Origin of the sequence: Burkholderia lata, from assembly GCF_902499335.1 — a bacterium.
Lineage (GTDB): Bacteria > Pseudomonadota > Gammaproteobacteria > Burkholderiales > Burkholderiaceae > Burkholderia > Burkholderia lata_B.
This window is the reverse complement of the sequence record NZ_CABVQK010000014.1, coordinates 219,776-241,859: the sequence shown is the minus strand read 5'-3', so window position 1 is coordinate 241,859 and position 22,084 is coordinate 219,776. Positions and strand designations below refer to the sequence as shown.

At 68.6% G+C, this 22,084-nt stretch carries 20 protein-coding genes; 14 read left to right on the top strand and 6 right to left on the bottom strand.

Features of this window, described 5'->3' with window-relative positions:
- On the top strand, positions 1–876 hold an 876-nt coding region (locus BCO18175_RS31020; RefSeq protein WP_174986528.1), incomplete at its 5' end, for an efflux transporter outer membrane subunit.
- A 368-nt stretch (positions 877–1,244) separates the two neighbouring features.
- On the opposite strand, the gene BCO18175_RS31015 is transcribed toward BCO18175_RS31020, so the two are convergent.
- Positions 1,245–2,621: a nucleobase:cation symporter-2 family protein gene (locus tag BCO18175_RS31015; protein ID WP_174986526.1), complete on the bottom strand. Its 1,377-nt coding sequence runs from the start codon at positions 2,619–2,621 to the stop codon at positions 1,245–1,247.
- Positions 2,622–3,060: 439 nt separating this feature from the next.
- Between BCO18175_RS31015 and BCO18175_RS31010 the strand changes: the two genes are divergently transcribed.
- From BCO18175_RS31010 to fghA, 3 genes are all read left to right on the top strand, one after another.
- Positions 3,061–4,512: a xylulokinase gene (locus BCO18175_RS31010; RefSeq protein WP_174986524.1), complete on the top strand. Its 1,452-nt coding sequence runs from the start codon at positions 3,061–3,063 to the stop codon at positions 4,510–4,512.
- Positions 4,513–4,785: 273 nt separating this feature from the next.
- Complete coding sequence (locus BCO18175_RS31005; protein WP_011353045.1) at positions 4,786–5,892, top strand: S-(hydroxymethyl)glutathione dehydrogenase/class III alcohol dehydrogenase; 1,107 nt, start codon at positions 4,786–4,788, stop codon at positions 5,890–5,892.
- A 16-nt stretch (positions 5,893–5,908) separates the two neighbouring features.
- Positions 5,909–6,757: an S-formylglutathione hydrolase gene (fghA, locus tag BCO18175_RS31000; protein WP_174986522.1), complete on the top strand. Its 849-nt coding sequence runs from the start codon at positions 5,909–5,911 to the stop codon at positions 6,755–6,757.
- A gap of 112 nt (positions 6,758–6,869) precedes the next feature.
- Here the strand turns inward: fghA and BCO18175_RS30995 are convergent, their stop codons facing one another.
- From BCO18175_RS30995 to BCO18175_RS30980, 4 genes are read right to left on the bottom strand one after another with little or no spacing between them, the layout of a single operon-like run.
- Positions 6,870–7,652, bottom strand: a complete 783-nt coding sequence (locus BCO18175_RS30995) for a metal ABC transporter permease (protein ID WP_027789245.1) — start codon at positions 7,650–7,652, stop codon at positions 6,870–6,872.
- Positions 7,645–8,541: an ABC transporter ATP-binding protein gene (locus tag BCO18175_RS30990; RefSeq protein ID WP_174986520.1), complete on the bottom strand. Its 897-nt coding sequence runs from the start codon at positions 8,539–8,541 to the stop codon at positions 7,645–7,647. The genes BCO18175_RS30995 and BCO18175_RS30990 overlap by 8 nt, the downstream gene beginning before the upstream one ends.
- A 14-nt stretch (positions 8,542–8,555) precedes the next feature.
- Positions 8,556–9,470, bottom strand: a complete 915-nt coding sequence (locus BCO18175_RS30985) for a metal ABC transporter solute-binding protein, Zn/Mn family (protein WP_174986518.1) — start codon at positions 9,468–9,470, stop codon at positions 8,556–8,558.
- Positions 9,471–9,516: 46 nt separating this feature from the next.
- Entirely contained in the window at positions 9,517–9,978 is a 462-nt protein-coding gene (locus tag BCO18175_RS30980; RefSeq protein WP_011353040.1) for a Fur family transcriptional regulator, read from the bottom strand.
- Between the two features lie 329 nt (positions 9,979–10,307).
- Between BCO18175_RS30980 and BCO18175_RS30975 the strand changes: the two genes are divergently transcribed.
- The 8 genes from BCO18175_RS30975 to BCO18175_RS30940 all read left to right on the top strand — a co-directional run bounded on the left by BCO18175_RS30975 (position 10,308) and on the right by BCO18175_RS30940 (position 18,616).
- Positions 10,308–11,084, top strand: coding sequence for an L-iditol 2-dehydrogenase (locus BCO18175_RS30975; RefSeq protein WP_174918485.1), 777 nt, complete (start codon positions 10,308–10,310; stop codon positions 11,082–11,084).
- 99 nt (positions 11,085–11,183) lie between these two features.
- A complete protein-coding gene (locus BCO18175_RS30970) occupies positions 11,184–12,140 on the top strand; it encodes a sugar kinase (RefSeq protein WP_174986517.1) in 957 nt (318 codons plus the stop codon).
- A complete protein-coding gene (locus BCO18175_RS30965; RefSeq protein ID WP_174986515.1) occupies positions 12,128–13,480 on the top strand; it encodes a D-tagatose-bisphosphate aldolase, class II, non-catalytic subunit in 1,353 nt (450 codons plus the stop codon). The genes BCO18175_RS30970 and BCO18175_RS30965 overlap by 13 nt, the downstream gene beginning before the upstream one ends.
- Before the next feature lie 58 nt (positions 13,481–13,538).
- On the top strand, positions 13,539–14,864 hold the full coding sequence (locus tag BCO18175_RS30960) for an ABC transporter substrate-binding protein (protein ID WP_174967614.1): 1,326 nt from the start codon (positions 13,539–13,541) through the stop codon (positions 14,862–14,864).
- A gap of 99 nt (positions 14,865–14,963) precedes the next feature.
- Positions 14,964–15,917 (top strand): carbohydrate ABC transporter permease, encoded by a 954-nt coding sequence (locus BCO18175_RS30955; RefSeq protein ID WP_174986513.1) that lies wholly within the window; start codon positions 14,964–14,966, stop codon positions 15,915–15,917.
- Positions 15,914–16,765, top strand: coding sequence for a carbohydrate ABC transporter permease (locus BCO18175_RS30950; protein WP_122946150.1), 852 nt, complete (start codon positions 15,914–15,916; stop codon positions 16,763–16,765). Before BCO18175_RS30955 ends, BCO18175_RS30950 begins: the two co-directional genes overlap by 4 nt.
- Positions 16,762–17,448: an HAD family hydrolase gene (locus BCO18175_RS30945; RefSeq protein ID WP_174986511.1), complete on the top strand. Its 687-nt coding sequence runs from the start codon at positions 16,762–16,764 to the stop codon at positions 17,446–17,448. The genes BCO18175_RS30950 and BCO18175_RS30945 overlap by 4 nt, the downstream gene beginning before the upstream one ends.
- 58 nt (positions 17,449–17,506) lie before the next feature.
- Positions 17,507–18,616 carry an ABC transporter ATP-binding protein gene (locus tag BCO18175_RS30940; protein WP_174918490.1) on the top strand — a complete coding sequence of 370 codons (1,110 nt, stop codon included), beginning with the start codon at positions 17,507–17,509 and terminating at the stop codon, positions 18,614–18,616.
- A gap of 13 nt (positions 18,617–18,629) precedes the next feature.
- On the opposite strand, the gene BCO18175_RS30935 is transcribed toward BCO18175_RS30940, so the two are convergent.
- Positions 18,630–19,514, bottom strand: a complete 885-nt coding sequence (locus BCO18175_RS30935) for a LysR family transcriptional regulator (RefSeq protein ID WP_174967618.1) — start codon at positions 19,512–19,514, stop codon at positions 18,630–18,632.
- A gap of 113 nt (positions 19,515–19,627) precedes the next feature.
- Between BCO18175_RS30935 and BCO18175_RS30930 the strand changes: the two genes are divergently transcribed.
- A complete protein-coding gene (locus BCO18175_RS30930; protein WP_174986509.1) occupies positions 19,628–20,824 on the top strand; it encodes a serine hydrolase domain-containing protein in 1,197 nt (398 codons plus the stop codon).
- The gene (locus BCO18175_RS30925) at positions 20,821–22,050 is read left to right on the top strand and encodes an MFS transporter (RefSeq protein ID WP_174986507.1); all 1,230 of its coding nucleotides are present in this window, start codon (positions 20,821–20,823) and stop codon (positions 22,048–22,050) included. The genes BCO18175_RS30930 and BCO18175_RS30925 overlap by 4 nt, the downstream gene beginning before the upstream one ends.
- Positions 22,051–22,084: the final 34 nt, after the last annotated feature.

The following is a 22,084-nucleotide window of genomic DNA, read 5'->3' as shown; positions in this document are numbered from 1 at the left end:
CTGCAGTTCGACAACGGCACGGGCTCCGAGCTCGAGCTGCGTCAGGCGCAGACGGTGGTCGAGCAGGCGCTGTCGAACCAGCAGGCGCAGGCGCGTGCACGTGCACAGGCGTTGAACGCGCTGGTGCTGCTGGTCGGCGAGCCGCTGCCGGATGACCTGCCGGCTGGCATGCCGCTCGACGCACAGAACCTGCTGACGGACGTGCCGGCGGGGTTGCCGTCGGACCTGCTGACGCGTCGTCCGGACGTGATGCAGGCCGAGCAGACGCTGCTGGCCGCGAACGCAAACATCGGCGCGGCGCGTGCGGCATTCTTCCCGAAGATCTCGCTGACGGCCGCGTTCGGTACCGCGAGCCCGACGCTCGGCGGCCTGTTCAAGGCCGGCACGGCGGCATGGTCGTTCGCGCCGAACATCGCGCTGCCGATCTTCGAGGGCGGGAAGAACATCGCGAACCTCGATCTTGCGCACGTGCAGAAGCGCATCGAGATCGCGAACTATGAGAAGGCGATCCAGTCGGCGTTCCGCGAAGTGTCGGATGGCCTCGCCGCACGCGGCACGTACGACCAGCAGATCGCGGCGCTCGAGCGCAACGAGCATGCGCAGCAGCGACGTTTCGACCTGTCGGACCTGCGTTACAAGAACGGCGTCGACAGCTACCTGTCGGTGCTGACCGCGCAGACCGACCTGTACTCGGCACAGCAGTCGCTGATCAGCGCGCGTCTGGCACGCTGGACCAACCTGGTCGATCTGTATCGCGCACTGGGTGGTGGCTGGGTCCAGCGCGCAGGCGAAACGCCGCGCGCGCCGGATGCACCGGTCGACTACGACAAGGCGGCCGCTCCGGCGCCTGCGTCGGCAGCGGCGACGAACGGGTAAGCAAGCGCAAGGAACGGGCAGGAGCGGTCTACCGCGCTTGCCCTTTGAACCGGTTGTATGCGGAAACAAAAACGCCACGGACGAAAGTCCGTGGCGTTTTCTTTTGTGCTGTCGAATCGAGGGGGAGAGGGCAGTTGTCGTGACGATGCGTGCGCCGCGTTCCGCTTACACCGTTCATGCCGGGCACGCCAATCACGCCAGTCCGCGCGACCAATCGGTATCCCGCGCCGCGTGCCTGCGACCAGCCTTCACGCGCAAAGCGTTATCGCCCGTGCGTCCCGTCCGGTCCGATGCCCTCAAAGCAAAACGCCACGGCATGCCGTGGCGTCTTTCGTTACCGCTTTGCGCCGTCGTCCGGCGCGTGGCGATCAGTGGTGCACGTCGGCGGGACGCCCGTCGAAGTCGTGTCCGGCGCGGCGGATGTCGCAGCGCGCATCCTTCTCGCCTTTCACGCCGTTGAACACGATGTTCAGGATCACGGCCGTCGCCGATGCCAGCAGGATGCCGCTGTGCAGGATCGGGGCGAGCGCGGGCGGCAGCTTCGAGAAGAAGTGCGGCGACACGACCGGCACGAGGCCCATGCCGACGCTCACGGCGACGATGAACAGGTTGTGCGTGTTGTTCACGAAGTCGACCTTCGACAGCACCTTGATGCCGTTCGCAGCCACCATCCCGAACATCACGATGCCCGCACCGCCGAGCACGAACGACGGCACCGACGCGACGACCTGCGCCATCTTCGGGAACAGGCCGAGCAGCACGAGGATCACGCCGCCGGTGGCGCACACGAAGCGGCTCTTCACGCCCGTCACGCCGATCAGGCCGACGTTCTGCGAGAACGACGTATGCGGGAACGAGTTGAAGATGCCGCCGATCAGCGTGCCGAGGCCGTCGACGCGCAGGCCGCGCACGAGGCGCTCCTGGTTGACCGGGCGATCGACCATGTCGCCGACCGCGAGGAACATGCCGGTCGATTCGATGAAGGTGACGAACATCACCGTGACCATCGTCACGATCGACAGCGGATCGAAGTGCGGCAGGCCGAAGTGGAACGGCATCACGAAGCCGACCCACGGTGCGTGCGACACGCCGTCCGTATTCACGCGGCCGATCGCGAATGCGATCGCGAAGCCGGCGACGATGCCGAGCAGTACCGAGATGTTCGCGATGAAGCCGCGGCCGTACTTGTTGATCAGCAGGATCAGCGTCAGCACGAGCAGCGACAGGCCGAGATAGACGGGGCTGCCGTACTCGGGGTTGCCGACACCGCCGGCCGCCCAGTTGATGCCGACTTCCATCAGCGACAGCCCGATCACCGCGATCACGGTGCCGACGACCACTGGCGGGAAGAACCGCAACAGCTTGCCGATCATCGGCGCCAGCACGATGCCGATGATGCCGGCCGCGATGGTCGAGCCGAAGATGTCGAGGATGCCGAGGCCGGGGTTGGTGCCGATCGCGATCATCGGGCCGACTGCCGCGAACGTGCAGCCCATGATGACGGGCAGGCGGATCCCGAAGATCCACAGGCCCAGCGTCTGGATCAGCGTGGCGATGCCGCACGAAAACAGATCGGCGCTGATCAGGAACGCGATCTGGTCTTTTGGCAGCTTGAGCGCGGCGCCGACGATAAGCGGCACGGCGACGGCGCCGGCGTACATGACGAGGACGTGCTGCAGGCCAAGCGTTACCAGCTTGCCGGTCGGCAGCACCTCATCGCACGGATGGACCGTGTTCGATTGCATCTGTCTCACTCCATGATCTTGTTTTCGGGGTGATACGAAATTATTCGGAATGAATCCACGCAACAAGAGTGCTGGGATCTATTCCGCTCTTTGCTGGTTCGATATGCCATTTCGGCATGAAACAGGGTGTCGATCATCGGGAAACAGCCGCAGGAGTGAGGTTTCCCGGTTTTATAGCCCTTCAAAATAGCGTGGGCCCCCATGTCAAATATAGGTCGCCTTATGGTGTGTATCGGGCGGGCGGCATAGTGGCAAAAAGTGCCTGGGAAAAATCGTGCCGGGTTAACCCGCGAACGGCCGCTTTTGTCCGTCAGGTGCAGCCGGGTGAAACTCGGCTGCCGACTGCGTTTCAGACCTGCCGCGGCGGCGGCAAAAAACGGGGCGCGCATCGCGATCCCGTTATCATCGACATCCGTTCATTCAACTTCGGCCTCACGTCATGCGCCTGCTCGGAATCGACCTCGGCACCGGCTCCGTCAAACTCGTCACGCTCGATGCCGACGGCGTCGAGCGCGCGGTCGCGAGCGAACCTTATGCGTTGTCGTCGCCGCAGCCCGGCTGGGCCGAGATCGCGCCCGATACGTGGTGGCAGGCGCTCGTGCGCGCGGCCGCGCGGCTGCCGGCCGACGAGCGCGCGCAGGTGGCGGCGATCGGATTCTCGGGGCAGATGCACGGCGTCGTGCTGATCGACGCGACCGGGCAGCCGGTGCGGCCCGCGCTGTTGTGGCCCGACACGCGCGCGGTGCGCGAAGCGGACGCGGCCGTCTGGCCCGCGGCCGGATTGCCCGTCGCACCGAATCCCGTCGCGCCGGGCATGGCGGGCCCGCTGTTGCGCTGGCTGGCTACGCACGAACCCGATGCGCTGCACGCCGCGCGCTGGGCCGTGCAGCCGAAGGACTGGTTGCGCATCGCGCTGGGCGGCGACGTCGCGGCCGATCCGAGCGACGCGTGCGCGACTGCGCTCGCGACGCCCGACGGTGCATGGGATCTCGCATTGATCGACGCGCTCGGCTTGCCGGCCGACCGGTTTGCGCCGGTCCTTGCGTCGACTGCGTGCTGCGGCACGCTCGGCGCGCAGGCTGCGGCCGCACTCGGTCTGCCGGTCGGCGTGCCGCTGGCGACGGGCGCGGCCGATACCGCATGCGCGGCGCTCGGCAGCGGGCTCGCCGCCGCCGGCGACGCGCTGCTGACGACGGGCAGCGGCGGCCAGATCGTCGTGCTCGCGGATGCGCTGCCGCCTGCACGACGCGGGCTGCATCGCTATCGTGCGGCGGCCGGCGGCGACTATTACACGATGGCCGCGATGCAGAACGTCGGGCTCGCGCTCGAAGCCGTGCGCGGCTGGCTCGGCTACGCGCGGTGGGCCGATGCGTATGACGATGCGTTCGCCCAGGCTGCGTCGGAACGCCTGTGCTTCCTGCCGTACCTGACGGGCGAGCGTTCGCCGTGGATGAACCCCGATGCGCGCGGCGGCTGGCTCGGCCTCGGGCTCGGCGACACGCGCGGCGCGATGATGCGCACCGCGTTCGAAGGCGTCGCGTTCGCGTTGCGCGCCGGGCTCGATGCGATCCGCGATGCCGATCGCGGCGATCCGGTCGCGACGCTGCGTCTCGCGGGCGGCGGCTCGGTCGATCCGCGCTGGCGCCAGTTGCTCGCCGATGCACTGGGCGCGTCGCTCCACGCGATCGACTGCCCGAACGCCGCGACGCGTGGCGCTGCGCTGCTCGCAGGCGTCGCGATCGGGCACTGGCGGGAAGACGCGCTGCACGCGCTGGCGCCGGCCGCGTCGCCGGTGGCCGAGCCGCGCGACGATCGCTTGCTGGCCGCGCGTCACGCGCGCTTCATCGATCTGTATGCGCGAACGGATGCATGGTTCACGGCGGGCGTTTAAACTCGAACACTTGTTCTTTTGCGTCAGCGATGACGCATCGTGGCAAGCCGGCGACCGTTTCCCGCACGCGATGCGCGGCCGGACGGGCCATCATGGCGAGCACGAGATTCTTTCGCCGCGCCGCGCGCGATGCCGCGCGGCACGGTTTCGACAGCTTTGCATGGAACCCGGTGCGAAGCATGGGACGGGCGTCAGTGTTCGCGCACCCACGCCTCGACATGAGCGCTGACGCGCCAACCCGGGCCGACCTCACACACAGACAGGAGTCACACGATGAAGACGAAAGCAGCGATTGCATGGAAGGCGGGCGCGCCGCTGACGATCGAGGAAGTCGATCTGGAAGGGCCGCGCGCAGGCGAAGTGCTGATCGAGGTGAAGGCGACGGGCATCTGTCACACCGACTACTACACGCTGTCGGGCGCCGATCCGGAAGGGATCTTCCCGGCGATCCTCGGCCATGAGGGCGCGGGCGTCGTGGTCGATGTCGGCCCGGGCGTCGGCACCCTGCGCAAGGGCGATCACGTGATTCCGCTCTACACGCCCGAATGCCGCGAGTGCAAGTTCTGCCTGTCGCGCAAGACCAACCTGTGCCAGAAGATCCGCGCGACGCAGGGCAAGGGCCTGATGCCCGACGCGACGTCGCGCTTCTCGCTCGACGGCAAGCCGCTGTTCCACTACATGGGCACGTCGACGTTCTCGAACTACATCGTCGTGCCGGAGATCGCGGTCGCGAAGGTGCGCGAGGACGCGCCGTTCGACAAGATCTGCTACATCGGCTGCGGCGTGACGACGGGCGTCGGCGCGGTCGTGTACTCGGCGAAGGTCGAGGCCGGCGCGAACGTCGTCGTGTTCGGCCTCGGCGGCATCGGCCTGAACGTGATCCAGGGCGCGAAGATGGTCGGCGCGGACAAGATCATCGGCGTCGACATCAACCCGAAGCGCGTCGAGCTCGCGAAGAAGTTCGGGATGACGCACTTCATCAACCCGAACGAAGTCGAGAACGTGGTCGACCACATCGTGCAGCTGACCGACGGCGGTGCGGACTACTCGTTCGAATGCGTGGGCAACGTGAAGCTGATGCGCCAGGCGCTCGAGTGCACGCACAAGGGCTGGGGCCAGTCGTTCATCATCGGCGTGGCGGCAGCCGGCGAGGAAATCAGCACGCGTCCGTTCCAGCTCGTGACGGGCCGTGAATGGAAGGGTTCGGCATTCGGCGGCGCGCGCGGCCGTACCGACGTGCCGAAGATCGTCGACTGGTACATGGAAGGCAAGATCAACATCGACGACCTGATCACGCACACGCTGCCGCTCGAGCGGATCAACGAAGGCTTCGACCTGATGAAGGCCGGCGAGTCGATCCGCTCGGTCGTGTTGTACTGACCGGGAGCGCATCGCGATGCTCGAACTCGTTTCCTCGCACGCGTGCCACGGCGGCGAGCAGCGTTTCTACCGTCACGATTCGGCGGCCATCGGCCTGCCGATGAAGTTCTCGGTGTACCTGCCGCCGCAGGCCGCGCACGGCCGCGTGCCGGCGCTGTTCTATCTCGCGGGGCTCACGTGCACCGACGAGACGTTCGCGATCAAGGCCGGCGCGCAGCAATACGCGGCGCAGCACGGCATCGCGCTCGTGATGCCCGACACGAGCCCGCGCGGCGCTGGCGTGCCGGGCGAGGCCGATGCGTGGGACTTCGGTGTCGGCGCGGGCTTCTACGTCGATGCGACCGAAGCGCCGTGGTCCGCGCATTACCGGATGGAGTCGTACGTGACGGGCGAGCTGCGCGAGATCGTCGCGGCCGAGCTGCCGATCGACGGCGCGCGGCTCGGAATCTTCGGCCACTCGATGGGCGGGCACGGCGCGCTGACGCTCGCGTTGCGCCATCCGGGCCTGTACCGGTCGGTGTCGGCGTTCGCGCCGATCGCCGCGCCGACGCGCTGCCCGTGGGGCGAGAAGGCGTTCTCGGGTTACCTGGGCGCCGATCGCGAGGCATGGAAGGCACACGACGCGAGCGAACTCGTCGCGCGCGCCGATGCGCCGAAGTTCGCGGACGGCATCCTCGTCGATCAGGGTCTCGCCGATCAGTTCCTCGCGAACCAGCTCAACCCCGACGTGTTCGAAACCGCGTGCGCGAAGGCCGGCCAGCCGCTGACGCTGCGCCGCCATCCGGGCTACGACCACGGGTACTACTTCATCTCGACGTTCATTGCCGATCACCTCGCGCATCATGCGCGTGTGCTCGCACGGTGAGCGGGAAGGGAAGCAGGTAACGCACACGGCGCGTCGCACTATCGCGCGCGCATGAAAAAACGCCGGCGTTGCCTTCGGGCACGCCGGCGTTTTTATTTCCGACAAACGTCGGTCAGTGGCGTCGCAACAGGCTCGCGCCGTACACGAGCGCCGACAGCGCGGTGATCCAGAAGCTCGTCGGCCAGTCGGTGTGATACGCGAGCACGATGCCGAGCCACGCTTCGAACAACGCGAACAGCGCGGCGAGCAGCACGCCGGTCGACAGCCGCGTCGTCACGTTCTGCGCGGCGGCGGCCGGCCCGACCAGCAGCGTGAACACCAGCAGCACGCCGACGATCTGCGTCGCCGCGGCCACTGCGAGCGCGCACACCGCGAGGAACAGCATCGACACCGTGCGCAGCGACACGCCCTTGGCTTCGGCCAGTTCGGGCTGCAGCGATGCGAACAGCAGCGGCCGCGCGATCAGCGCGAGCGCGAGCAGGCTGACCGCGCCGATGCCGGCGAGCACCGCGAGCGTGTCATGGCTCACCGCGAGCACGTTGCCGAACAGCAGCGCGGTGACCTGCGTCGCGAACGACGTGTAGAAATGCAGGAACAGCAGGCCGAAGCCGAGCGCGCCCGACAGGATCACGCCGATCGCGACGTCGCGGCCCGCGAGCTTCTCGCCGAGCGCGCCCATCCCGATCCCGGCCGCGAGCGTGAAGCCGACCATCCCCCAGATCGGCGAGATGCCGAGCAGCACCGCGCCCGTCGCACCGGTGAAGCCGACGTGCGACAGCGCATGGCCGGCGAAGGTCTGCCCGCGCAGCACCAGGAAGTAGCCGACGATGCCCGCGAGCACCGCGACGATCCCCGACGCCGCGAAGGCGTTGATCATGAAGTCGTATTCAAACATCGTGCGAATGCCCGGGATGAGCGTGTCCGTGGTGGTGATGGCCGTGGCCGCCGCCACCGCCACCGCCGTGCGAGTGGCCGTCGTCGTCCTCGTGTTCGTGGTCGTGCTTCTCGATCTCGACGTCGCCCGACATCACGAAGATCTTGCCGTTCACGCGCATCACGTCGATCGGCGAACCGTAGAGCCGCGACAACACGGGTTTCGTGATCACCTCGTCGACGGTGCCGAGCGCCGCGACGCCGTTGCCGAGATACAGCACGCGGTCGAGCGCGTTCAGCAGCGGATTCAGTTCGTGCGCGGAGAACAGCACGGTGATGCCGAGCTCGCGCTGCACATTGCGCACGAGCTCGACGACGCCGCGCTGGTGGTTCGGGTCGAGGCTGATCAGCGGCTCGTCGAGCAGCAGCAGCTTCGGGCTGCCGAGCAGGCATTGCGCGAGCAGCAGGCGCTGCCGCTCGCCGCCCGACAGTTCCGACAGCGGCCGGCGCGCGAGCGTCGGGCCGCCGACGAGATCGAGTACGCGGTCGACGTCGCGGCGCGTCGCCGCGTTCGTGTGCGGCAGCCCCCAGCGGTGGCCGTCGGCGGCCATCGCGACGAAGTCGTAGCCGCGCATCCGGCGGTTCGCGAGGCCGCTCCTGATCTGCGGCATGTAGCCGATCGATGCGTTGCCGCGCACGACGGGCACGCCGCCGACGGACAGCGTGCCGGCCGACACGGGCACGAGGCCGAGCACCGCGCGCATCAGCGTCGTCTTGCCCGCGCCGTTCGGCCCGAGCACGCCGACGAATTCGCCGGGTTCGATCGAGAAGCTGACGTCGCGCAGGATCGTGCGTCCGCCCAGTTCGAGCGTGACGCGATCGACGGCGAGTGCGTGAGGAGTGACGGTCATGTCGTTACGGTTGTTTATTGCTTGCCGGCGGCCAGCGCGGCCGCGAGCGCGTCGAGCTGGCCGGCCATCCATTGCTGGAAGGTCTTGCCGGCCGGCTGCGTCTCGGTGACGCTGACGGTCGGCACGCCGCCGTCGCGCGCGATCTTCAGCATGCGCTTGGTCATCGGTTCTTCAGCCTGGCTGTTGTAGATCAGCACGCGCACCTGCTTCTTGCGCAGGTCGTTCTCGAACGCAGCGACGTCCTGCGCGCTCGCTTCGGTGTCGTTCATCGTCGCGAGCTGGAAGCGCTGGTTGCGCATGTCGAGGCCGATCGCGTCGGACATGTAGCCGAACACGGGCTCGGTGGCCGTGACCGGCATGCCCTTGTACTGCGCGCGCAGTGCGGCGACCTTGTCGTCGACGGGCTTAAGCGTTGCGACGAACTTCTGCAGGTTCGCGTCGTATTCGGCCTTGTTCGCCGGGTCGGCGCGGCCGAGCTCGGCCGCGATCGCGCGCGCGGCAGCCGGCATCGTCGCCGGGTCGTACCACAGGTGCGGGTTGTCACCGGCCTTCTTGCCGACGAGATCGGCGACGACGATCGTCGCGCGCTTCGCCTGTTTCGACGCGCCGAGCAGCTTGCTCATCCACGGATCGTAGTTGGCGCCGTTGTAGATCACGACCTGCGCGTGCTGGAGCGCGCGGGCCGTCTTCGGGCTCGCTTCGAACAGGTGCGGATCCTGGTCCGGATTGCTGAGGATGCTCGTCACCGCGACATGGCGGCCGCCGATCTGCGACGCGACATCGCCGTAGAAATTCTCGGCGGCGACGACGTTGACGGTCGCGGCCTGCGCGAACGCGGGCGCCGCGAGCGACAGCGCGGCGACAGCGGCGGCGAGCCAGCGGACAGGCGACAGGGCACGCCGCGGCGCGCGCTTCAGGGCAATGGACATGGAACTCCTCGTTGGAAGGGGCGGCGCGTGCGCCGCGCGATACGCGTCAGCGTTGCACGGGCTTGTGCTTGCAGTGTCCGCACAGGCCGCTCAGCTCGACGACCTGGTGGTGGACTTCGAAACCGTGCGCGGGCTCGCTCGCGGACAACTGCTTCGCGAGGTCGCCGCCGGGAATCTCGACGGTGTCGCCGCACGAATCGCAGATCAGGAACTGGCCTTCGTGCGGGACGCCGATCTCGCAGCACGCGAAGAACGCGTTCTTCGATTCGATCCGGTGGATGAAGCCGTGTTCGACGAGGAAATCCAGCGCGCGATAGACGGTCGTGGGCGGCACGCGGCCGCGCTGCGGCTCGAGTTCGGCGAGCAGGTCGTACGCGCCGATCGGGCGCTGCGCGGCCAGCACGCGCTCGTAGACCTGGCGGCGCAGCGGCGTCCACGCGAGCCCGTGCTCGGCGGCGAATGCGTCGGCCCGGGACAGCCGGGCGTCAATGGACGATGAGGTAGCCATGGCGTGAAGCAGGGCGATGAAACAAAGTATGGCGATGATATAACGTATCGCCGCGCCGTGCAGCGCGAAATCCCCTTTCCGTCCTCGCTCCGTCCCCTTCATTGCCGATCCGACCGCGCCGCACCGTGCGCGCCGCGCCTTGCCGGGCGTGCGCGGCGAGCCACCACGCAGCGCCGTTGTGCCGCAGCGCGTCATAGAAAGCCGTCACGTCGCCTTGACAGCGCGAATCGCGTATCCGATCATTCGATCACTAACAGAGCAATTGATCGGTCTGCGAGCGTTCGCTCACCTCGCAGCCGTCGTAAAGCAGAACGAACCGGAGACAGCCAGTGAGACTGGAAGACAAGGTCGCGATCCTGACGGGCGCCGCAAGCGGCATCGGCGAGGCGGTCGCGCAACGCTATCTGGACGAGGGCGCGCGCTGCGTGCTCGTCGATCTGAAGCCGGCGGGCGGCTCGCTCGCGCGGCTCATCGAGGCAAACCCCGGCCGCGCGGTGGCCGTCACCGCGGACGTCACGCGCCGCGACGACATCGAGCGGATCGTCGCCACGGCGGTCGAGCGCTTCGGCGGCGTCGACATCCTGTTTAACAATGCGGCGCTGTTCGACATGCGCCCGATCCTCGACGAATCGTGGGACGTGTTCGACCGGCTGTTCTCGGTCAACGTGAAAGGGCTGTTCTTCCTGATGCAGGCCGTCGCGCAGCGGATGGTCGAGCAGGGGCGCGGCGGCAAGATCGTCAATATGTCGTCGCAGGCCGGGCGTCGTGGCGAGGCACTCGTTTCGCACTACTGCGCGACCAAGGCCGCGGTGATCAGCTACACACAGTCGGCCGCGCTCGCGCTCGCGCCCCACCGGATCAACGTGAACGGTATCGCGCCGGGCGTCGTCGACACGCCGATGTGGGAGCAGGTCGATGCGCTGTTCGCGCGCTACGAGAACCGGCCGCTCGGCGAGAAGAAGCGGCTCGTCGGCGAAGCCGTGCCGCTCGGCCGCATGGGCGTGCCGGGCGACCTGACGGGCGCCGCGCTGTTCCTTGCGTCGTCCGACGCCGACTACGTCACCGCCCAGACGCTGAACGTCGACGGCGGCAACTGGATGAGCTGAAGTGATGCCGCTCGCACGCGCCACCACCTGCCGGCCGGCCCGAGACGCGGCAGTTGTCTCGCACGTCGCGGCCCCCGTTGAACGAGGAGGGCTCGCCTGATGGCCGAGATCGTCGTTGCCGGCGAACTGCTCGCCGAATTCGTCGCCGCCGAGCGCGGCCAGGGTTTCGATACGCCGGGCCTGTTCGAAGGGCCGTTTCCGAGCGGCGCGCCGGCGATCTTCGCCGACCAGGCCGCGCGGCTCGGTGCATGCGTCGCATATGCGGGCTGCGTCGGCCGCGATGCGTTCGGCGATGCGATCGTCGCGCGGCTCGAACGCGACGGGGTCGACGTCGCGCGCATCCGCCGCGTCGCGCGCCCGACGGGCACCGCGTTCGTCGCGTATCGCGACGATGGTTCGCGCAGCTTCGTGTTCACGCTGTCCACCAGCGCGGCCGCGTGCGTCGATGCGTCCGATGTCGATACCGCGATGTTCGACGGCTGCCGTTACTTCCACGTGATGGGTTCGTCGCTGACGAGCGAGTCGGCGATCGCGGCGGTGCAGCGCGGCGTGATCGAGGCCGCGCGCGCCGGCGCGAAGGTGTCGTTCGATCCGAACGTGCGACCCGAAATGCTGAGCTTTCGTCCGATGCGCGCGGCGCTCGACGCGATGCTCGCCGCGTGCCACCTGTTCCTGCCGAGCGAAGCCGACCTGCCGTTCTTCTGCGGGCCGCAGCCGGCCGAGCGCGCGATTTCGGGCCTGCTCGCGACGCATCCGCTGCTCGAGCGTGTCGTGCTGAAACGCGGCGCGCAAGGCAGCGTCGCGTTCGACCGCGCGAACCGCGCGGAAGCGCCGGCGTTTCAGGTCGACGAAGTCGATCCGACCGGCGCCGGCGACTGCTTCGGCGGCACGCTGGTCGCGAGCCTCGTCGCCGGCGTACCGGTCGAGGTCGCGCTGCGCCGTGCGAACGCGGCCGGGGCGATCGCGGTGACGCGGCGTGGCCCGATGGAGGGCAACAGCAGCGCGGCCGAGATCGACCGTTTCCTGACCGAACGAGGTATTGCATGTCCGGCCTGACCACTTTCGCCGAACGTTCGCGCACCGCGCATGCGGACGCCGTGCTGCGGATGATCTTCGACGCGAACCGCGCGGACGCGCAGCGCGGCATCTATTCAATCTGCAGCGCGCACCGGCTCGTGCTGGAGGCCGCGTGCGAAGCGGCGCGCGCGGACGGGTCGCCGCTGCTGATCGAGGCGACCTGCAACCAGGTGAACCATCTGGGTGGCTATACGGGCATGACGCCCGCCGATTTCCGCCGCGATGTCGACGCGATCGCGCAGCGTTGCGGGCTTGCTCCTTCGGCGCTCGTGCTCGGCGGCGATCACCTCGGCCCGAATCCGTGGCGGCATCGCCGCGCGGCCGATGCGATGCGCGAGGCCTGCGAGATGGTCGCCGCGTACGTCGAGGCGGGCTTCGAAAAGATTCACCTCGATGCGAGCATGGCGTGCGCGGACGATCCGGTGCGGCTCGACGATCGCACGATCGCCGCGCGCGCGGCCGAACTGTGCCGCGCGGCGGAAGACGCGGCAGCGCGCGCCGGCATCGCGCCCGTCTACGTGATCGGCACCGAGGTGCCGACGCCGGGCGGCGAAGTCAGCGGTGGCGGCGACGACGCAGCGATCGCGCAGATCGTGGTCACGCGCAGCGACAGCATCGCGGCGACGCTCGATGCGCATCGCCACGCGTTCGCCGCGGCCGGGCTGGACGACGCATGGACGCGCGTCGTCGCGATCGTCGCGCAGCCGGGTGTCGACTTCGACGATCGCCACGTGCTCGATTACGACAGCGCAAAGGCCGCGTCGCTCGGCGCGAGTATCCTGCAGACACCACGCCTCGTGTTCGAGGCGCATTCGACCGACTACCAGACCGAGGGCGCGCTCGCCGCGCTCGTGCGCGACCACTTCGCGGTGCTGAAGGTCGGCCCCGCGCTGACGTTCGCGCTGCGCGAGGCGCTGTTCGCGCTGACCTTCATCGAGGATGCGCTGATCGGTTACGTCGCGATGCGCTCGCGGTTGCGCGACGTGGTCGACGCCGCGATGCGCGCGCAGCCCGAGCACTGGGCACCGTACTACCGTGGCGACGAAACCGAGCAGCGGCTCGCGCGCCAGTTCAGCTACAGCGACCGGATCCGCTACTACTGGCTGCAGCCGGCCGTCGCGGCCGCGGTCGAGCAACTGTTCGACAACCTCGCGCGGCAGCCGGTGCCGGAAACGCTCGTCGCGCAGTGGTTGCCGGACGTGTACGCGGCATGCCGAGCGGGCGGCCTTGCGAAAGAGCCGCGCGCATGGGTGCGCTACCGGATACGCGACGTGATCGCGCACTATGCGCGCGCGTGCGGAATGCAGCGGCCGGCATGACGGGCCGCGAAGGAAACGTAGTACCGACGACACTTCGAATAAACACAGGAGACATGCCATGCAACGAAAGATGCTCGACGCTGCCGCACGCTGCTTCGCCGGAGCCGCGCTCGCGACGGCGGCCTGCGCGGCGTCCGCCGGCACGCTGACGATCGCGACGCTGAACAATCCCGACATGATCGAGCTGAAGAAGCTGTCGCCGGCCTTCGAGAAGGCGAACCCGGACATCAAGCTGAACTGGGTGATCCTCGAGGAGAACGTGCTGCGCCAGCGCGCAACGACCGACATCACGACCGGCAGCGGCCAGTTCGACGTGATGGCGATCGGCACCTACGAGACGCCGCAGTGGGGCAAGCGCGGCTGGCTCGCGCCGATGACGGGCCTGCCCGCCGACTACGACCTGAACGACATCGTGAAGACCGCGCGCGACAGCCTGTCGTACAACGGCCAGCTGTACGCGTTGCCGTTCTACGTCGAGAGCTCGATGACGTTCTACCGCAAGGACCTGTTCGCGGCGAAGGGGCTGAAGATGCCCGACCAGCCGACCTACGACCAGATCGCCGAATTCGCGGACAAGCTCACTGACAAGGCGAAGGGCACCTACGGGATCTGCCTGCGCGGCAAGGCCGGGTGGGGCGAGAACATGGCGTACGTGTCGACGGTCGTGAACACGTTCGGCGGGCGCTGGTTCGACGAGAACTGGAATGCGCAGCTCACGTCGCCGGAGTGGAAGAAGGCGATCACGTTCTACGTGAACCTGCTGAAGAAGGACGGCCCGCCGGGAGCGAGCTCGAACGGCTTCAACGAGAACCTGACCCTGACCGCATCGGGCAAGTGCGCGATGTGGATCGACGCGACGGTCGCGGCCGGCATGCTCTATAACAAACAGCAGTCGCAGGTCGCCGACAAGATCGGCTTCGCGGCCGCGCCGGTCGCCGCCACGCCGAAGGGTTCGCACTGGCTGTGGGCATGGGCGCTCGCCGTGCCGAAGACGTCGAAGCAGCAGGACGCCGCGCGCAAGTTCATCGCGTGGGCGACGTCGAAGCAGTACATCGAGATGGTCGGCAAGGACGAAGGCTGGGCGTCGGTGCCGCCCGGCACGCGCACGTCGACCTACCAGCGCCCCGAGTACAAGGCCGCCGCGCCGTTCTCGGACTTCGTGCTGAAGGCGATCGAGACGGCCGACCCGAACGATCCGTCGCTGAAGAAGGTGCCGTACACGGGCGTGCAGTACGTCGGGATTCCTGAGTTCCAGTCGTTCGGCACGGTGGTCGGCCAGTCGATCGCGGGTGCGGTGGCCGGCCAGATGACGGTCGACCAGGCGCTCGCCGCCGGGCAGGCCGCCGCCGACCGCGCGGTGCGGCAGGCCGGCTACAAGAAGTAACGCGGCCCGCACCGTGCGCGCTGGCGCACGGTGCGCGTCGTCGAAGCTGACAGGCGGGCAGGCTTTCGTGCCCGCGCATCAACCGGAGGGACTCCGATCATGCGTCACCTGCGTCTTCCCCTGAGCCACGCTCACGCGCCGTCGGTCGGCGACGCGTCGTCACCGCCCGGCGCGCCGCGTCGCGCGCGCGGCGGCGCGAGCTGGCTTGTCTCGCCGTCCGTCGCGGTGCTGCTGCTGTGGATGTCGATTCCGCTCGCGATGACGATCTGGTATTCGTTCTCGCGCTACAACCTGCTGAACCCGGACGTGAAGGGTTTCGCCGGGCTCGACAACTACCGCTTCCTCGCGACCGACCCGTCGTTCCTGCCCGCGATCTGGCACACGCTCGTGCTGATCGGCGCGGTGCTCGCGATCACCGTGGTCGGCGGCGTGCTGATGTCGGTGCTGTTCGATCGCAAGTTCTACGGGCAGGGCGTGGCACGCCTGCTCGCGATCGCGCCGTTCTTCGTGATGCCGACGGTGTCCGCGCTGATCTGGAAGAACATGATCCTGCACCCGGTGTACGGGCTCGTCGCGAACGCGATGCGCGCGCTCGGGATGACGCCGATCGACTGGTTCGCCGATTACCCGCTCACCGCCGTGATCATCATCGTCGCGTGGCAGTGGCTGCCGTTCGCGTTCCTGATCCTGTTCACCGCGATCCAGTCGCTCGACCAGGAGCAGAAGGAAGCCGCGCGCATCGACGGTGCGGGCCCGATCGCGATGTTCTTCTACATCACGCTGCCGCACCTGAAGCGCGCGATCGCCGTGGTCGTGATGATGGAGACGATCTTCCTGCTGTCGATCTTCGCGGAAATCTACACGACGACCGGCGGTGGCCCCGGCGACGCGACGACCAACCTGTCGTACCTGATCTATGCGCTCGGCCTGCAGCAGTTCGACGTCGGCCTCGCGTCCGCCGGCGGCATCATCGCCGTCGTGGTCGCGAACGTCGTGTCGTTCTTCCTCGTGCGGATGCTCGCGCGCAACCTGAAGGGAGAGTACGAGAAATGAGCGACCTGACCTTCGAAGGCCGGCGCGTGCCGGCCGTGTTCGACCTCGTGAGGCGCGCGCTGCCCGGCACGCTCGCGTGGCTGATCGCGCTGCTGCTGTTCTTCCCGATCTTCTGGATGGCGATCACCGCGTTCAAGACCGAGCAGCAGGCATATGCATCGACGCTGTTCTTCATCCCGACGCTCGACAGCTTCCGCGAGGTGTTCGCGCGCAGCAACTACTTCGCGTTCGCATGGAATTCCGTGCTGATCTCGGCGGGCGTCACGGTGATCTCGCTGCTGTTCGCGGTGCCGGCCGCTTACGCGATGGCGTTCTTCCCGAACCACCGCACGCAGAAGGTGCTGCTGTGGATGCTGTCGACGAAGATGATGCCGTCGGTCGGCGTGCTCGTGCCGATCTACCTGCTGTGGAAGAACGCGGGGCTGCTCGATAGCGTATCGGGCCTCGTGATCGTCTACACGCTGATCAACCTGCCGATCGCGGTGTGGATGACCTTCACGTACTTCAACGAGATCCCGAAGGACATCCTCGAAGCCGGGCGCATCGACGGCGCGTCGACGTGGCAGGAGATCGTCTACCTGCTGATGCCGATGGCGTTGCCGGGGCTCGCGTCCACCGCGCTGCTGCTCGTGATCCTGTCGTGGAACGAGGCATTCTGGAGCATCAACCTGTCGAGCTCGAACGCGGCGCCGCTGACCGTGTTCATCGCGTCGTACTCGAGCCCCGAGGGCCTGTTCTGGGCGAAGCTGTCCGCGGCTTCGTTGCTGGCGGTCGCGCCGATCCTGATCGTCGGCTGGCTGTCGCAGAAGCAGCTGGTGCGCGGGCTCACGTTCGGAGCCGTCAAATGACCGCGATGAACGTATTGATCTGCGATTGCGACGGCGTGCTGATCGACAGCGAGGCGGTGGCCGCCGACGTGCTGGTGCACGAACTCGATGCGCGCTGGCCGGGCGTCGATGCGCGGCCGGCCGTGATGCCGCTGCTCGGGCTGCGCATTGAGCGCGTGCTGGCCGGCGCGAGCGACGCGCTCGGCCGCACGCTGTCGAACGACGACGTCGTCGAAATCCGCGCCGCGGTGGAAGCGGCGGCCGTCAACGCGCCGATGGTCGACGGTATCGACGCGGCGCTGGACGCGATTCAACTGACGACGGCCTGCGCGAGCAACAGCTACCGCGCGTACGTCGAGGCGGCACTGGCACGCACGGGCCTCGCGCGCTTCTTCGGCGACCGGCTGTTCTGTGCGGATGCCGTCGCGCGGCCGAAGCCGGCGCCGGATGTATATCTCGCGGCCGCGCGCACGCTCGGCGTCGTGCCGGCCCAGTGCCTCGTGGTCGAGGACAGCGTGACCGGCATCACCGCGGCGGCGGCGGCCGGCATGACCGTGCTCGGCTTCGTCGGCGGCGGGCATGCGTCGGCCGCGCAGATCGACGCGCTGCGCGGGATCGGCGCGCGTCACGTGTTCGACGACATGCACGAGCTGCCCGGCTACGTCGCGCGCTGGCAGGTGACCGGCGCGGTGCTGCCGAACTAGCAAGAACGACTGCGCGCCGCGTTCGACGCGGCGCATCACGAACGAACGGAGACAGATCATGGCAAGCGTGCTCCTGCGCAACATCGCGAAGCGCTACGACGACACCGAAGTACTGCGCAACGTGAACCTCGACATCGCCGACGGCGAATTCGTCGTGTTCGTCGGCCCGAGCGGCTGCGGCAAATCCACGCTGATGCGGATGATCGCCGGCCTCGAGGACATCTCGAGCGGCGACCTGCTGATCGACGGCGCGAAGGTCAACGACGTGCCGAGCGCGAAGCGCGGCATCGCGATGGTGTTCCAGTCGTATGCGTTGTACCCGCACATGACGCTGTACGACAACATGGCGTTCGGCCTGAAGCTCGCGGGCGCGAAGAAGCCGGAGATCGACCAGGCCGTGAAGCAGGCCGCGAAGATCCTGCACATCGACCATCTGCTCGATCGCAAGCCGAAGCAGCTGTCGGGCGGCCAGCGGCAGCGCGTCGCGATCGGCCGCGCGATCACGCGCAAGCCGAAGGTGTTCCTGTTCGACGAGCCGCTGTCGAACCTCGACGCTGCGCTGCGCGTGAAGATGCGGCTGGAGTTCGCGCGGCTGCACGACGAGCTGAAGACCACGATGATCTACGTGACGCACGACCAGGTCGAGGCGATGACGCTCGCCGACAAGATCGTCGTGCTGTCGGGCGGCGCGGTGCAGCAGGTCGGCACGCCGAACGAGTTGTACCACGCGCCGGCGAACCAGTTCGTCGCGGGCTTCATCGGCTCGCCGAAGATGAATTTCCTGAAGGGCACCGTCGAGTCGGTCGATGCGGGCGGCGTGCTCGTGCGCTTCGACAGCGGCGAGACGCAGCGCGTCGCGGTCGAAGCGGCGGGGCTGCAGCGCGGCGCGGCGGTGACGGTCGGCGTGCGGCCCGAGCACCTGAAAGTCGAAGCCGCGGCTACCGGCGTGGCCGCGAAGACGATGGCGGTCGAGTCGCTCGGCGATGCCGCGTACCTGTATGCGGAGTCGGCCGTCGCGCCGGACGGGCTGATCGCGCGGATTCCGCCGCTCGACACGTACCGCACCGGCGAGGCGCTGCACGTGCACGCGGAAGCCGAGCACTGTCACCTGTTCGACGAGCACGGGCAGGCGTTCCGCCGGCTGAGCGTGCACGCGAAGGCCGCATGACGGCGGGCCGCGCTTACAGCGGCAGGTGCGCGGCCATGTAGTCGACGAACGCGCGCAGCTTCGGCGTCGGGTGGCGGCCGGACGGCCACAGTACGTAGACCGGCGTGCAGCTTGCGACGTGTTCGTCGAGCACCGCGCGCAGTGTGCCGTCCGCGAGCGCATCGCGCACGAAGAAGATGGGCAGGCACGCGATGCCGAGCCCGCGCAGCGCGAAGCATAAGCGCGCTTCCGCGCTGTTGCTGACCATCGCGACCGGTACCTCGGGCAGCATGCCCGCGCGCGGCACGCGCAGCGGCCACGTTTCGAGCTTGCCGCTGGTCGGGAAACGGTAGTGCAGGCAGCGGTGCCGCACGAGATCGGCCGGCGTGCCCGGCGTGCCGTGCCGGTCGAGATAGTCGGGCGACGCGACGAGGTGCTGGCGGAAGTGGCCGAGCAGCCGCGACGACAGCCGTGAATCCGACGGCTGGCCGGTGCGCAGCACCGCGTCGAAGCCTTCGTCGACGACGTCGACGAGCCGGTCGCTGAAATCGATGTCGAGCTCGATCTCCGGATACGCAGCCATGAAATCGGCGAGCACCGGCAGCAGCAGCGTGCCGATCGTCGGCAGGCTCACCCGCAAGCGCCCGCGCGGCGCTTCGGCACTGTGCGTCAGTTCCTGCTCGGCTGCGTCGAGCTCGGCGAGCACGCGCCGGCACCGTTCGAGAAAGCGCGTGCCTTCGGCCGTCAGCGTGATGCTGCGCGTGCTGCGGTGAAAGAGCCGCACGTTCAGGCGTGCTTCGAGCCGCGCGATGCGCTTGCCGATCGCCGACGCCGACAGCCCGAGCGCGCGGCCGGCCGCGACGAAGCTGCGCGTTTCCGCGACCTGAACGAACACGACGAAGCCGCCGAGGTTTTCCATGCGAGTTTCCGATTGCGGACGCCAGCGTCCGGATTGTCCGGAACTCTACCCCGGTTTTTCTTCTTGCGTCGGCTCCCTACGATGAGCGCTCGTTCACTGTATGAGGTCACGTCATGTCATCCCTGCCTGTCTCCGCTTTGCGCGTGGAACCGGACGTCGCGCTGCGCCATCGGCTCGACGATGCGCTCGATCGCGCGCTCGCCGACGAGCGCATGGTCGGCGCGGTCGTGCTGGTCGCGCGGGACGGCGAGCTGCGCTATGCGCGCGCCGTCGGGCTTGCCGATCGCGAAGCCGGCACGCCGATGCGGGAAGACGCGCTGTTCCGTCTGTCGTCGGTCACGAAGCCGGTCGTGGCGGCCGCCGCGATGCGGCTGGTCGCGGCAGGAAGCATCGCGCTCGACGAACCGGTCACGCGCTGGTTGCCCGAGTTCCGCCCGACGTTGCCCGACGGGACGCCCGCGGTCATCACGTTGCGTCATCTGCTGTCGCATACCGCCGGCCTCGGCTACCGCTTCCTCGAAGCGGACGGCGATGGCCCGTATGCACGTGCCGGCGTGTCCGACGGGATGGATCGCCCGGGTCTCTCGCTCGCCGAGAACCTGCGGCGCATCGCCGGCGTGCCGCTGCAGTTCGCGCCGGGTACGTCCTGGGGCTATTCGCTCGCGATGGACGTGGTCGGCGCGCTGATCGAGGCGGTCGACGGGCGGCCGCTCGCCGACGCAGTGGCCGCGCTCGTCACGACACCGCTCGGGATGACCGACACCGCGTTCGTCGCGCACGACGCGGCGCGCTTCGCGACGCCTTACGTGAGCACGCCGGGCGCTCCGCGCCGGATGGCGGACGTCGATCTCGTGCCGGTGTTCGACGGCACGATCGGCATCCGCTTCGAGCCGGCGCGCGTATTCGATGCCGATGCATGGCCGTCGGGCGGCGCGGGGATGGTCGGCACCGCGCGCGACTGCGTGACGCTGCTCGACGCGCTGCGCACGGGCCGCGACGGCTGGCTCGGACACGCATGGGCCGACGAGATGGCGCGCGCCCAGCCGGGTGCGCGCGAACTGCGCGATGCGCCCGGTTTCGGCTTCGGGCTCGGCTTTTCGGTGCTGCGCGATCCGGTGGCCGCGCAGTCGCCGGAGTCGGTCGGCACCTGGCGCGGCGGCGGCGCGTACGGGCATACGTGGTTCGTCGACCGTGAGGCCGGGCTGACGGTCGTCGCGCTGTCCAATACGCTGTACGAGGGCCTCTACGGGCGGATCGTGACTGCCGTGCGCGATGCGGTCTATGGCGTCGAAACCGGGAGCGCGGCATGAGCGACTGCACGTCGATCGATGACGAGGTTGCCGTTCGACCGGAGCAGGTGGAGCAGCCGCTGCAGGCGGCCGAACGCCTGCCGGTCGCGAACCTGCTGGCGCTCGCGACGGCCGCCTTCATCACGATTCTCACCGAGGCGTTGCCGGCCGGCCTGCTGCCGCTGATGAGCGTCGACCTGCGGGTGCCCGAGGCGCTGATCGGCCAGCTCGTGACCGTGTATGCGCTCGGCTCGATCGTCGCGGCGATTCCGCTCGTCGCCGCGACGCGCGCGATGCGCCGGCGCAGCCTGCTGCTTGCGGCGCTGGCCGGCTTCGTCGTGTCGAATGCGCTGACAGCCGTGTCGCCGTACTACGCGCTCACGCTCGCCGCGCGCTTCGTCGCGGGGATGGCGGCCGGGCTGCTGTGGGCGCTGCTGGCCGGCTATGCGAGCCGGATGGTCGATGCGTCACTGCGCGGCCGCGCGATCGCGGTCGCGATGCTCGGTGCGCCGGTCGCGATGTCGATCGGCATTCCGGCCGGCACCGCGCTCGGCGCGGCGCTCGGGTGGCGCGTCGCGTTCGCGGGCATCACGCTCGCGGCGCTTGCGCTGATCGGCTGGATCCGCTGGCGCGTGCCCGACTACCCGGGCCAGCAGGCCGGCGCGCGCGAGCCGGTGCTCGGCGTGATGACGCTGCCCGGCGTGCGGCCGGTGCTGACCGTGATGTTCGCGTACGTGCTTGCGCACAACATGCTGTACACGTACGTCGCGCCGTTTCTCGCAGGCGTGCGGATGGGCGCGCAGGTCGATGCGGTGCTGCTCGTGTTCGGTATCGCGTCGCTGGTCGGCATCGCGCTGACGGGCGCGTGGATCGGCGCCGCGCAGCGACGCCTGACACTCGCCAGCATTGCGATGTTCGCGATCGCGGCGGCGATGCTCGGCGCCGGTTCCGGAATGGTGATCGTCTATGCGGGCGTCGCGTTGTGGGGGCTTGCGTTCGGCGGTGCGCCGACGTTGTTCCAGACAGCCACCGCGAATGCGGCGGGGGACGCGGCCGACGTCGCGCAGTCGATGCTCGTGACGGTGTGGAACCTCGCGATCGCCGGCGGCGGCATCGCGGGCGGGATGCTGCTCGGTGCAACGGGTGCCGGTGCGATTCCGTGGGTGCTCGTCGTGCTGCTGGCGGCCGCGTGGGTCGGCGCGTGGCGTGCGCGCCGGCACGCGTTTCCGGCGTCGCACGCGGCTTGAGCAGTTCGACTGCCGCGCGCGGTGCGCGGCTTCG

Bases quoted from the DNA above. Each gene is read 5' to 3' on its own strand.
- BCO18175_RS31015 (WP_174986526.1), bottom strand. From the start codon at position 2,621: ATGCAATCGAACACGGTCCATCCGTGCGATGAGGTGCTGCCGACCGGC.
- BCO18175_RS31010 (WP_174986524.1), top strand. From the start codon at position 3,061: ATGCGCCTGCTCGGAATCGACCTCGGCACCGGCTCCGTCAAACTCGTC.
- BCO18175_RS31005 (WP_011353045.1), top strand. From the start codon at position 4,786: ATGAAGACGAAAGCAGCGATTGCATGGAAGGCGGGCGCGCCGCTGACG.
- fghA (WP_174986522.1), top strand. From the start codon at position 5,909: ATGCTCGAACTCGTTTCCTCGCACGCGTGCCACGGCGGCGAGCAGCGT.
- BCO18175_RS30995 (WP_027789245.1), bottom strand. From the start codon at position 7,652: ATGTTTGAATACGACTTCATGATCAACGCCTTCGCGGCGTCGGGGATC.
- BCO18175_RS30990 (WP_174986520.1), bottom strand. From the start codon at position 8,541: ATGACCGTCACTCCTCACGCACTCGCCGTCGATCGCGTCACGCTCGAA.
- BCO18175_RS30985 (WP_174986518.1), bottom strand. From the start codon at position 9,470: ATGTCCATTGCCCTGAAGCGCGCGCCGCGGCGTGCCCTGTCGCCTGTC.
- BCO18175_RS30980 (WP_011353040.1), bottom strand. From the start codon at position 9,978: ATGGCTACCTCATCGTCCATTGACGCCCGGCTGTCCCGGGCCGACGCA.
- BCO18175_RS30970 (WP_174986517.1), top strand. From the start codon at position 11,184: ATGGCCGAGATCGTCGTTGCCGGCGAACTGCTCGCCGAATTCGTCGCC.
- BCO18175_RS30965 (WP_174986515.1), top strand. From the start codon at position 12,128: ATGTCCGGCCTGACCACTTTCGCCGAACGTTCGCGCACCGCGCATGCG.
- BCO18175_RS30960 (WP_174967614.1), top strand. From the start codon at position 13,539: ATGCAACGAAAGATGCTCGACGCTGCCGCACGCTGCTTCGCCGGAGCC.
- BCO18175_RS30955 (WP_174986513.1), top strand. From the start codon at position 14,964: ATGCGTCACCTGCGTCTTCCCCTGAGCCACGCTCACGCGCCGTCGGTC.
- BCO18175_RS30950 (WP_122946150.1), top strand. From the start codon at position 15,914: ATGAGCGACCTGACCTTCGAAGGCCGGCGCGTGCCGGCCGTGTTCGAC.
- BCO18175_RS30945 (WP_174986511.1), top strand. From the start codon at position 16,762: ATGACCGCGATGAACGTATTGATCTGCGATTGCGACGGCGTGCTGATC.
- BCO18175_RS30940 (WP_174918490.1), top strand. From the start codon at position 17,507: ATGGCAAGCGTGCTCCTGCGCAACATCGCGAAGCGCTACGACGACACC.
- BCO18175_RS30935 (WP_174967618.1), bottom strand. From the start codon at position 19,514: ATGGAAAACCTCGGCGGCTTCGTCGTGTTCGTTCAGGTCGCGGAAACG.
- BCO18175_RS30930 (WP_174986509.1), top strand. From the start codon at position 19,628: ATGTCATCCCTGCCTGTCTCCGCTTTGCGCGTGGAACCGGACGTCGCG.
- BCO18175_RS30925 (WP_174986507.1), top strand. From the start codon at position 20,821: ATGAGCGACTGCACGTCGATCGATGACGAGGTTGCCGTTCGACCGGAG.